Here is a 10,220-nt window from a genome sequence, read left to right as displayed (position 1 = left end):
GTTTAAATAACCTCGTGATTTTTTTAGTTTTTAAAATGAAGATTTTAACTTGTTGTTTTTAAGAATTAATTTAATTAAATCTCTATTTTTCATCATTTTTCAAGTGTGATCTTAAGCAGAAAATTCAAAATGGAATTAAGTTTTGTTTTTTGTGGTGTAGTTTTTTGTTTTCCTCTGGGTTCTAATGTTGTCGAGTGTTTCGTGATTTTATTCTGTTATTTAAACTTCTGGGTAAATTCATAAAAATTAGATTTCAACGAGGACGCTGAGATGAAGACAAAAATGATAATGTCAAAAGTAAAAATAAAATCTTTGCTGTTGTTAACTTATTTAGCCATGGGGGTTCCTTCTCTTCACGCAGCAGAAACATTACAGGTGTGGATACGTGCCAGTAATGATTCCAAAAATATTTATAAAACAGAAGCTGAAACTTTTGAGAAGAAAAGCGGCATCAAAATTGAATATTTTAATGCCACGACCGATTTTGAACAGCGCCTGGCACGAGCCGCAGCTGGCAACGCGCTGCCAGACTTGATTTTCAATGATGCGGCGGCTATCGGGCAGTTTGTCCAACTGGGGATTGTGGAGCCAATTGAACCGAAAAATATCATTGGCGGGGCAGACATCTTAGATACCGCTTGGGAGAGCGCTCAATATATTGATGGCAAATATTACGGCGTCCCCACTTCAGCACAAACTTTTGCGCTGTTTATCCGTAAAGATTGGCGAGAAAAACTGGGGTTAGAGCTACCCAAAAGCTGGGAAGATATCAGCACTCTGGCGAAAGCATTTACCTTTAATGACCCCGATGGTAATGGCAAAAATGACACTTACGGCTTTATTTTGCCCGCCTCTACCACCCGTGGCTACACCAGTTGGTTTATTAGCTCCTACCTCTGGCAAGCCGGTGGGGATTTCATTCGTCCGGCCGGTGAGGGCAAATTTAAAGGCTCACTGGAAGAACCCGCAGCGGTTGAAACTCTGAGTTTCATACGCGGCATGGTGTGCGATAAAACGGTACAACCGGGGGCGATTAACGCCACCACCGCAGATGCCATTCCTTCTTTCCGCTCCGGTCAAAGCGGCATGTTCGTCACTGGCCCATACCATATTGCTCTATTTGATAAAGACCCTGGTAAAGATGTTTTTGAAGTGATCCCGCCACCAAAAGGGCCAAAAGGGCAGGCAACACTGGCTGAAGGCACCACGGTATTTATGATGAAAAGCAGCCAGAAAAAAGCAGCCGCTCAGAAATTCATAGAATTCATGATTTCACCGGAAGGGCAACAAATCGGCATGGGAATGGGCAGCAATAATATGCCAGTAGTGCGCTTATCTATTAATAAACAGGTTGATACTAAAGCGGTTTATAACGATCCGCGTTGGGCAATGTTTGCAGATTTGTACGCCGAACATGGCCGCTATATTCCGCAAGTTCCTAACTGGACGCCGATTCGCCAGGTGACTGCTGAAGGTTTCAACCGCATCTTAGCCAACTGTGAAGGTGATATCCCTGCTGAATTAAAAGTAGTGAATCAGAAAGTGAATGATGAGTTGGCTAAACAGAATGTCTTAGGGCAGTGAGTAAATCATGATAACGCTAACCCCCCGACTAAAACGTAATCTGGTTCCGTGGCTGTTCCTGGCCCCGGCACTGGTCATCTTCACCTGGTTTAAATTCATCCCGATGCTACAAGGGCTGGTGATGAGTTTTTACAAGGTTAACTTTAACCAGCCAAATGAGTGGGTCGGGTTTGACAACTTTTCCCGCGCGATGGGTGATGAAGCACTGCATTCTGCGGTTTTCAACACCCTGTTATATGTGGTGGTCACCATGGTGGTGGCCGCTTTTATCGCCTTCTTCTTAGCCATGCTATTGGAAGGTCCGGCGCGGCATTTGCGTTTTATCCGTACCGCTATCTTCTTGCCTGCGGTGACCAGTGCGGCGATCGTCGCCGAAATGTGGCGAATTCTGTTTAACCCGACCAGCAATGGGGTGGTGAACCACATTTTGTCGTGGTTCAGCATTGAAGCGCAGGGTTTTCTGGCAGATACCGACCAGGCGCTGTGGACCGTGATGTTGCTGCATATCTGGAAAGCCGTGCCTTACAATATGGTTATCTTTATTGCCGGTCTGGTGGGAATTAGCCGTGATTTGTATGACGCCTCGAATGTGGACGGTGCTAACTGGTGGAACCGCCTGCGTTACGTCACGTTGCCCGGCATGATCCCTGCACTCTCTGTGGTGCTGATGCTGTCATTCATCCGTGGTTTCCGGGTGTTTGCTGAAGTCTATGCCACCACTGGCGGCGGCCCGTCTAATGCGACAGAAATGATCATGACTCATATCTACAAGCTGGGCTTTGAGCAGTTTGATTATGGGTATGCATCAGCGGTGTCCTTCCTGTTATTCGCCTTCACTGTGGTGCTGACCATCTGTCATCTCACCTTGAAAAAGCGCATCGCCCGTTACTAACCGAGCCGGAGACTGGTAATGAAAAGTAAAAGTTGGAACAGTATCGGCCGCTGGGTAATTTATGGCCTGTTGCTGGTGGTCTTTGTCGGCCCGTACTGGGGCATTATCGCCACCGCATTCAGCGGCGCGCCGGTCAAACCTGGTGAGTTATTAGCCTGGCCCAATCAATTCTCGTGGGATAACTTTATCTTCGCCTGGATGGATATCGGCGTCTGGCAATACCTGCTGAACTCGATCGTCGTGGTGTTCTTCGGCACGGTGTTACAGGTGTCGGTCAGTGCACTGGCAGCCTATGCGCTGGCGCGTAAAAAGTTTGTCGGCGTCTCGCTGACCAGCCTGGTTATTCTGTCGACCATGATGCTGCCGGAAGAAGTGATCGCCATTCCGCTGTATATGATAATCAACTGGCGACTGCCGCTTATCGATGCTTCGCTATACAACAGCTATCTGGGCATGATCTTGCCGGTGGTGGGCTGGGCTTTCTCTATCTTCGTGTTGACCGAGTTTATGGCGGCTATCCCGAAAGAGCTGGAAGAGGCGGCGCGTATTGATGGTGCCAGCGAATGGCAAATCTTCTTCCACGTCATCCTGCCGCTGGTCAAACCGGCATTGGGCACGGTGGTGACCTTCGGCTTCATCATGATTTGGGACCAATACCTGTTACCACTGATTGTGGTGAATCAGGACAGTTTGAACACTATTCCGGTGATCCTCGGCACATTACGTACTGACGAAACCATCACACCAAACATCTTTATTGCCATCACTCTGTTGGCGATGTTGCCAAGCATCATCGTGTATCTGGGTCTGCAAAAACATTTCAATCGCGGGATCATGTCTGGCGCGGTTAAAGGCTAGGGAGAAACAAAATGGGATCGGTTGTACTTAAAAATGTCTGTAAATCTTACGGTGACACCCATGTGATCCGCGATGTATCGCTGGAGATCCCTGATGGTGAGTTTTGCGTGTTGGTTGGCCCAAGTGGCTGCGGAAAGTCTACCTTACTGCGTATGATTGCCGGGTTGGAGGAGATCTCTGGCGGCACGGTGGGCATCAATGATCGAGATGTCACTGATGTTGAACCCAAGATGCGCGACATTGCTATGGTGTTCCAAAGTTATGCCCTTTATCCGCAGATGACGGTGCGCGAGAACATGGGTTTTGCATTGAAAATGGCTAAAATGTCCAAAGCCGATATCAATCAAAAAGTGGAATCCACCGCCGAGTTACTGGGCTTACAGGCACTGTTGGAGCGGCTACCGAAAGATTTGTCCGGCGGCCAGCGCCAGCGGGTGGCTATGGGGCGCGCCATCGTGCGTAACCCACAAGTGTTCTTGTTCGACGAGCCTTTGTCGAACCTGGATGCCAAATTGCGTACTCAGGTGCGTGGTGAGATCCGTGAATTACATCAGCGGCTAAAAACCACGTCGGTGTATGTCACACATGATCAGATTGAAGCGATGACCATGGGGCAGATGATCGTGGTATTGCGCGACGGCCGTATTGAGCAAGTGGGTTCGCCATTGGATCTATATGATCGCCCAGCCAATCTGTTTGTGGCCGGTTTTATCGGATCGCCGGAGATCAATCAACTGAAAGGCACTGTAGTGCAGCAAGATGGTGAATTCCTGCTGCGGCTGGAAGATGGCTCTTTACTGACATTGCCTGCCGGTTTGCAAGTGACGGATGGGCAAAGTGTGGTGTATGCCATTCGCCCGGAACAGGTCAATGTGGTGGATGAAAGCCACAGCGCCAGTGCGCTGAAAGCGACTATTACCGCGATTGAGAATACCGGCTCGGATATGCAGCTATTTTGCAGCACCGGCGGGGGGCGCTTTACCTCGGTCTTCAAACAGCGTCTGGCGGTGAATGCAGGGGAGACGGTGTATTTACAACCCAAGCTCGCCGGTATCCACATTTTTGATGCCGCCACTGGCGTGCGGGTTGCTTGTCAGGCCGCATAAAGGAAGCAACGCGATGACGCCGATGAAATTGTACACGCTAGATGTGGACTGCCTGATCAAGGCAAAAGCGGTATTGCAGCAGCCATTTTCACCACTACAACCGGCCTTGCGCCGGTTATTAAGTGAAGCCGATGCATTGCGCGATCAACCGCCGGAAAGTGTGACCCACAAAACGCTACTTCCCGTCAGTGGCGACATTCACGATTATTACAGTTTTGGCACTTACTGGTGGCCGAACCCGCGTAAGCCCAATGGATTGCCCTATGTGCGCCGCGATGGGCATACCAATCCACAGAGCCAGAATGACGATACCGATACTCAGCGCATTGAGCGGATGTGTGACCGCTGCCTAACCCTCGGGCTGGCATACTATTTTACCGGTAATAGCCGCTATGCTCAGGTGGCGGCAGAACAGATCCGTTGCTGGTTTTTGGATGCCAAAACCCGCATGAACCCACACCTGAATTATGGTCAGGCTATCCCCGGCATTGTCTCTGGCCGCGGGACGGGGTTAATTGATACCCGATTGATGTGGATGGTGATTGATACCATCGGGTTGATATTGCCCGCCAAGTTGCTGGATACCGAGGATACTGCGGTGTTACAGCAGTGGTTCCGCGATTTTAACCACTGGATGTTCCACAGCGAAGTGGGTCATTCAGAGTATGTCTGGCACAACAACCACGGCACCTGGTATGACGTCCAGCGCGCGGCCAATGCGATGTTCTATGGTGATCGTGGATTGGTTTCCACCATTATCCGTCAAGGGATTACCCAGCGGCTGGCGGCACAAATAGCGCAAGACGGTAAGCAGTGGATGGAACTGGAGCGCACTGTGCCTTTCCACTATTCCTTATTCAATATGGAGGCGCATTTGCTGCTGTGCCGTTATGGCGAACATGTTGAAATTGACCGCTGGGAGTGGGTACAGGATGGGCGTAATGTGCAGCAAGGGATTGATTATTTACTGCCATTTATTGCTGAACCTGAATTGTGGCCTTACCGCGATTTGCGGGGAATCGACTATGACAGTGCATTGCGGCTGTTATTACAGGCGGCGCGCGGTTATCCAAAAGAGGCGCAACGCTATCAGGCGGTACTCGCGACTCTGCCGGCTGACACCCTGACATCACGTGACCGTCTGATGTGGCAAAGTTAGTCGGGTCAAGGTTAATCAAGCTAAAGTTGATATACACTCAAGGCTGTTTTTCTGCTGGAAAGTGATGTGAACAATGAGTGATGTGAATAACCCTGATGACCTGATCTCCATTACCCGCTTCCTGCGCCAGCAACATGTTCTGACGCTGTGCGCTGGCAGCGGTATGGATATGTGGTGTGCCAACTGTTTTTATGTCTTTGATGAAGCGAAAATGGCGCTTTATCTGATGACAGAAAAACACACCCGTCACGGCGAGTTGATGCAGATAAACCCGCAGGTGGTCGGCACAATTGCCACCCAGCCACGCACGGTAGCGTTGATCAAAGGCATCCAATATCGCGGTGCAATAACCGAATTAAAGGATGACGCCGAACAGATCGCCCGCCAGCGCTATTGTCGCCGTTTTCCGGTAGCAAAAGTCGCATCCGCCCCCCTCTGGCAGCTTAATTTGCTGGAAATCAAGATGACCAATAATACTCTTGGTTTTGGCAAGAAATTGCATTGGCATGCCCTTCTTCCTTGAAATTACAGGGTGTTAGCTACTCTCACTTACCCGAATCACTTACTGGTTGTTGATCTTAAAGTCAGTAAGCTCATCGGGATGAGTTCACTTGCCGCCGACCTGCAAAACGCCAATGACTTTGAGCATAGTTTCTTCGCTATGTTCTGGTGTTTCTGGTATTTATTATTCATATCAATTGATTTGATGATTATCTCCATGTCGGGGTGGCACTAGCGTTTTTATCAGGAGGTCAGATGGCGAAGGTATTATTACTGGGGGCAAGTGGCCTGGTGGGGGGCGAGTTACTGCGCTTGCTGCGTTTGGATGCCCGCGTAACTTCTATTATTGCGCCAACCCGCAAGCAGTTGCCGGCCATGAATAAACTGATTAATCCGCAAGGCGAGAATATCGGCGAGTTACTAAAAACTCTGGATGAGCCGGTGGATTTGGTGTTTTGCTGTCTGGGTACCACCCGCCAGCAAGCGGGCAGTCAGGCGGCATTTCGTCAGGTGGATTATCGGCTGGTGTTGGCTGCGGGTGAAACCGGTTTGCGACTTGGCGCGCGGCATTTCCTGCTAGTGAGCGCGATGGGGGCTAATCCTAACTCGTGGCTGTTTTATAACCGCACCAAAGGCGAGGCAGAGCGGGATTTACAAACTCAGGGCTGGCCACAACTCACTTTCGCCCGCCCCTCAATGCTGGCCGGTCAACGCACTAAACCGCGCTTAATGGAAAATCTCAGCGCGCCGTTGTTTGCCTTATTACCTGATAAATGGCGCTTAATTAAAGCCAAAGATGTGGCACAAGCGCTGCTTGATCAGGCTTTCGCTCCGCCGAAAGAGGGGGTGACAATTCTGTCATCCGCACAGATGCAGCAACATTAATCATTATAAGCTAATTATCTGATTGTCCTGCCCAATAGCGATGCCGTCGGGCAGTGTGTTGTCGAGCGCCCAGGCATCCAATTGGTGGCTGATATGGGTCAGCAAGGTGGCTGCCGGTTTTAGTAACTCACTGATAGCGAGGGCCATTGTCACATCATTATGATTACGTGGCGGCGGACGGTGTGGGGAAAGATGATGTGGCGGATGGCTGCAATCTTGTATCAATAAATCAATATTCTTACTGGCTAAAAATAGCGCGCTATCGGCGGGCAACCCAATGGTGTCGGTGAGATAGGCGATAGTTCGGTTAGGGCTTTGCAGCAGGTAGCCGAAGGTGATTTTTGAGTGATTGAGGGGCACTGGTGTCACCCGTAAATCGCCAAATTGAATTGGGTGAAATGCGCTGAGTGGCGGCTGAAAAGCCAATATTCCCGGATGCTTATACAGATCGTCGCAGCCATCAGGATCTGGCGGCCCGTACACTGGGATCGCATTTCCACACCCCCAACGTAACGGAAATAACCCCTGAACGTGATCCATGTGGTAATGTGTAAGCAAAAAACGCTGAATTTCCCCTCCAGCAAACAGTTGATCCAGTGTCGGCAACCCGGCATCAATCAAGGTCGTTTCCCCCTGATAACGCAACATTGCACTGCAAGGTTGACGGCGCAGCGCGGGTTGTAATCTGGCTTTGGTACAAATCACACACTGACAACCAAACACCGGCACCTGTTGGGCGCATCCGGTTCCTAACAATGTTAGTTCCATTTTTGCTTCCCCTCCTGCTGTGTGGTGGGGGGAGTTGCCAGCAATTGCTGTAATTGCCCCAGCGTGTGGTGCAATTCGCCATCATTACAAAGTCGCTGGCAGTTAACCGGCAGTTGCTGTTGATAATGTTGCGCCCGCTGTAAACGCGCCTTGATTTGCTCACTGTTCTCACGCCCGCGTTGCAGTAAGCGCTGGGCCAAAATTGCCGGCGAAACGGTCAGACACAGTGGCAGTAATTGGTGGTGATAGCGCCGCTGGGCTTCGGGTAAATAGGCTCTGGAGCCATTCACGATGACATCCAACCCGTGTTGTAGCCAAATATCAATCTCAATTCCTACCCCATAATGGTGCTGATGCGCCTGCCAAAACAGCGCAAATAGCCCTTGTTTGGCGCGCAATAAAAACTCCTGTTCACTCAATGCGATATGATTTTCAGCGCCCGCATTGGCTGCGCGGGTAATATAACGATGCGCGACCATAACGTTGGTGGGCATGGCCGCCCGTAGCGCGGACAGCAGGCAATCCTTGCCTGCACCGGAAGCGCCCATCAGATAGATTAAGCGCGCCATCAGAACACCTGTATTCCCTGCCGCCAGACGTTTTGTACATACACATGCTGATGGTGTGAACCCTCATGGGTGCGCGCCAATATCAAATCAGCCCGCTTACCTTCGGCAATCACGCCGCGATCCGCTAACCCTAAAGCTCTGGCCGGGTTACGTGTCACCAGATTGACCGCTTGCGCTACGGTGAAGCTGTTGCTCTCGTCATGCGCGATACGGAATGCGGCATCCAGCAGGCTGGCGGGGTAATAATCGGAAGATAAGATATCCAACACGCCCAGTGATGCCAGTTGGTGCGCGGCGACATTGCCTGAATGGGAACCGCCGCGCACAATATTGGGTGCGCCCATCAATACCTGTAACCCATGTTGATGTGAGGCTCTGGCCGCCACTTCGGTGGTGGGGAATTCAGCAATGACACTACCCAATGCCTGTGATTCCGCCACATGTTCAGCAGTGGCATCGTCATGGCTGGCCAAAGCTATTCCCCGCTGACGACAATGAGCGGCAATGGCCTGTCGATTCGGCCCCGACCAGCGGGCGGATAGGCTGATTTGCTCTTCTTCAAACTCTGCCATTTGCTGATCGTTAAGGTGATATTTACCCTGATAATATTCACGGTACTTAGCGCGTGAAGCGAACTGGCGCTGGCCCGGTGAGTGATCCATCAGAGATACCAATGAAAGCTCTGGCTGCATCATCAGTTCTTCAAAAAGCGGTAAGGTGCTGTCATGGGGTAATTCACAGCGCAAATGAATTCGATGCTCGGCTCGATTCAATCCTGACCGCTGGCTCTCCACCACGGCATTAATCATTTTTTGCAGATTATCCAGCCGATGACCGCCATCCCGCACATCGCCAACCGCCACGGCATCCAACACGGTAGTTATCCCGCTGGCAACCATTAGCGCATCGTGGCTACTCATGGCTGAATGTGCTGGCCAATCCACATTGGGGCGGGGAGTAAAAAACTTGTCGAGATTATCGGTATGCAGCTCGATCAACCCCGGCAACAACCAGCTATTTTGTCCATCAATTGCCGCTGCAAGTTGTGTCGGACGATCACTATAACTACGGATCACCCCTTGGTGGATTTCCAGTGATCCGCTGACCACCTGATCCTCAAGAATAAGATTGACGTTGTTGAAGATCATGATGGGATCTCTGTGCTGACGTGAGCGGGGGGCGGTGTCATGGTCAGTAAGCGGTCACTGACATGATTGCGTACTTTTTCATCGTGGAAAATACCGACAATTGCGGCTCCGCGCTGTTTAGCTTCATCAATCAGGCTGACCACTGCGGCGCTGTTGGTGCTATCGAGTGAAGCCGTCGGCTCATCCAGCAGCAAAATGGGATAATCGACAATAAACCCTCGCGCGATATTAACCCGCTGTTGCTCGCCGCCGGAGAAGGTAGAAGGAGCCAGATCCCACAACCGCGGTGGCACATTGAGTCGCGTCAACAGATCCTGCGCCCGCTGTTGGCAGATTTGCCGATCAACCCCCAATTCCAGCAACGGCTGCATCACCACATTCAATGCACTGATTCGCGGGATCACCCGCAAGAATTGACTGACCCAGCCCACCGTATGGCGGCGCACCGCCATAATTTGCCGGGCTTGCGCGCTCACCATATCCAGCCATTCTCCCTGATGTTTCACCCAGATATGGCCGCTGTCGGGTAAGTAATTGGCATATAAAGAGCGCAGCAGGGTGGATTTTCCGCTGCCGGAATGGCCGTGCAGCACCACACATTCGCCACTGCCAACTTCTAATGAAGTTTGATGCAGCACCGGCAGGCGAATACCATGCTGGTGGTGTAACACAAAGGTTTTACTGAGATTTTCAACTTTCATTTGTAGTATAGGCAGTTGTAGCATAGGCAACTGTAGGGCGTTCATAGTC

The 10,220-nt window shown here is 50.8% G+C and carries 11 protein-coding genes; 7 read left to right on the top strand and 4 right to left on the bottom strand.

Annotated elements, in window-relative coordinates; all coding sequences use genetic code 11:
* Nucleotides 1-270: 270 nt before the first annotated feature.
* The 7 genes from HU019_RS03380 (at nt 271) to HU019_RS03350 (ending at nt 6,985) form a co-directional block, all read left to right on the top strand.
* Entirely contained in the window at nt 271-1,584 is a 1,314-nt protein-coding gene (locus HU019_RS03380; protein WP_174849344.1) for an ABC transporter substrate-binding protein, read from the top strand.
* A 7-nt stretch (nt 1,585-1,591) separates the two neighbouring features.
* Nucleotides 1,592-2,476 (top strand): carbohydrate ABC transporter permease, encoded by an 885-nt coding sequence (locus HU019_RS03375; protein ID WP_005156239.1) that lies wholly within the window; start codon nt 1,592-1,594, stop codon nt 2,474-2,476.
* Nucleotides 2,477-2,494: 18 nt separating this feature from the next.
* Nucleotides 2,495-3,334, top strand: a complete 840-nt coding sequence (locus tag HU019_RS03370; protein ID WP_077174300.1) for a carbohydrate ABC transporter permease — start codon at nt 2,495-2,497, stop codon at nt 3,332-3,334.
* An 11-nt stretch (nt 3,335-3,345) separates the two neighbouring features.
* A complete protein-coding gene (locus HU019_RS03365) occupies nt 3,346-4,440 on the top strand; it encodes an ABC transporter ATP-binding protein (RefSeq protein WP_174849343.1) in 1,095 nt (364 codons plus the stop codon).
* 22 nt (nt 4,441-4,462) lie between these two features.
* Nucleotides 4,463-5,599 carry an alginate lyase family protein gene (locus tag HU019_RS03360; RefSeq protein WP_050076111.1) on the top strand — a complete coding sequence of 379 codons (1,137 nt, stop codon included), beginning with the start codon at nt 4,463-4,465 and terminating at the stop codon, nt 5,597-5,599.
* A 73-nt stretch (nt 5,600-5,672) separates the two neighbouring features.
* The gene (locus tag HU019_RS03355) at nt 5,673-6,122 is read left to right on the top strand and encodes a YhbP family protein (RefSeq protein WP_174849342.1); all 450 of its coding nucleotides are present in this window, start codon (nt 5,673-5,675) and stop codon (nt 6,120-6,122) included.
* 233 nt (nt 6,123-6,355) lie between these two features.
* Complete coding sequence (locus tag HU019_RS03350; protein WP_174849341.1) at nt 6,356-6,985, top strand: Rossmann-fold NAD(P)-binding domain-containing protein; 630 nt, start codon at nt 6,356-6,358, stop codon at nt 6,983-6,985.
* 3 nt (nt 6,986-6,988) lie between these two features.
* Here the strand turns inward: HU019_RS03350 and phnP are convergent, their stop codons facing one another.
* The 4 genes from phnP to phnL are packed head-to-tail and all read right to left on the bottom strand — an operon-like array spanning nt 6,989 to nt 10,216.
* Complete coding sequence (gene phnP, locus HU019_RS03345) at nt 6,989-7,753, bottom strand: phosphonate metabolism protein PhnP (protein ID WP_174849340.1); 765 nt, start codon at nt 7,751-7,753, stop codon at nt 6,989-6,991.
* Nucleotides 7,744-8,322: a ribose 1,5-bisphosphokinase gene (gene phnN / locus HU019_RS03340; RefSeq protein WP_174849339.1), complete on the bottom strand. Its 579-nt coding sequence runs from the start codon at nt 8,320-8,322 to the stop codon at nt 7,744-7,746. Before phnN ends, phnP begins: the two co-directional genes overlap by 10 nt.
* Nucleotides 8,322-9,470, bottom strand: coding sequence for an alpha-D-ribose 1-methylphosphonate 5-triphosphate diphosphatase (gene phnM / locus HU019_RS03335; protein ID WP_174849338.1), 1,149 nt, complete (start codon nt 9,468-9,470; stop codon nt 8,322-8,324). Before phnM ends, phnN begins: the two co-directional genes overlap by 1 nt.
* Nucleotides 9,467-10,216, bottom strand: a complete 750-nt coding sequence (phnL, locus tag HU019_RS03330) for a phosphonate C-P lyase system protein PhnL (protein ID WP_174849337.1) — start codon at nt 10,214-10,216, stop codon at nt 9,467-9,469. The genes phnM and phnL overlap by 4 nt, the downstream gene beginning before the upstream one ends.
* Nucleotides 10,217-10,220 lie beyond the last annotated feature (4 nt).

The organism is Yersinia artesiana, assembly GCF_902726545.1.
In the GTDB taxonomy this organism is placed as follows: Bacteria; Pseudomonadota; Gammaproteobacteria; order Enterobacterales; family Enterobacteriaceae; genus Yersinia; species Yersinia artesiana.
The sequence above is the reverse complement of the archived record's forward strand: the minus strand, read 5'-3'. Positions and strand labels throughout refer to the sequence as shown.

Coding starts and splice junctions, on each gene's coding strand:
- HU019_RS03380 (WP_174849344.1), top strand. CDS start 271: ATGAAGACAAAAATGATAATGTCAAAAGTAAAAATAAAATCTTTGCTG.
- HU019_RS03375 (WP_005156239.1), top strand. CDS start 1,592: ATGATAACGCTAACCCCCCGACTAAAACGTAATCTGGTTCCGTGGCTG.
- HU019_RS03370 (WP_077174300.1), top strand. CDS start 2,495: ATGAAAAGTAAAAGTTGGAACAGTATCGGCCGCTGGGTAATTTATGGC.
- HU019_RS03365 (WP_174849343.1), top strand. CDS start 3,346: ATGGGATCGGTTGTACTTAAAAATGTCTGTAAATCTTACGGTGACACC.
- HU019_RS03360 (WP_050076111.1), top strand. CDS start 4,463: ATGAAATTGTACACGCTAGATGTGGACTGCCTGATCAAGGCAAAAGCG.
- HU019_RS03355 (WP_174849342.1), top strand. CDS start 5,673: ATGAGTGATGTGAATAACCCTGATGACCTGATCTCCATTACCCGCTTC.
- HU019_RS03350 (WP_174849341.1), top strand. CDS start 6,356: ATGGCGAAGGTATTATTACTGGGGGCAAGTGGCCTGGTGGGGGGCGAG.
- phnP (WP_174849340.1), bottom strand. CDS start 7,753: ATGGAACTAACATTGTTAGGAACCGGATGCGCCCAACAGGTGCCGGTG.
- phnN (WP_174849339.1), bottom strand. CDS start 8,322: ATGGCGCGCTTAATCTATCTGATGGGCGCTTCCGGTGCAGGCAAGGAT.
- phnM (WP_174849338.1), bottom strand. CDS start 9,470: ATGATCTTCAACAACGTCAATCTTATTCTTGAGGATCAGGTGGTCAGC.
- phnL (WP_174849337.1), bottom strand. CDS start 10,216: ATGAACGCCCTACAGTTGCCTATGCTACAACTGCCTATACTACAAATG.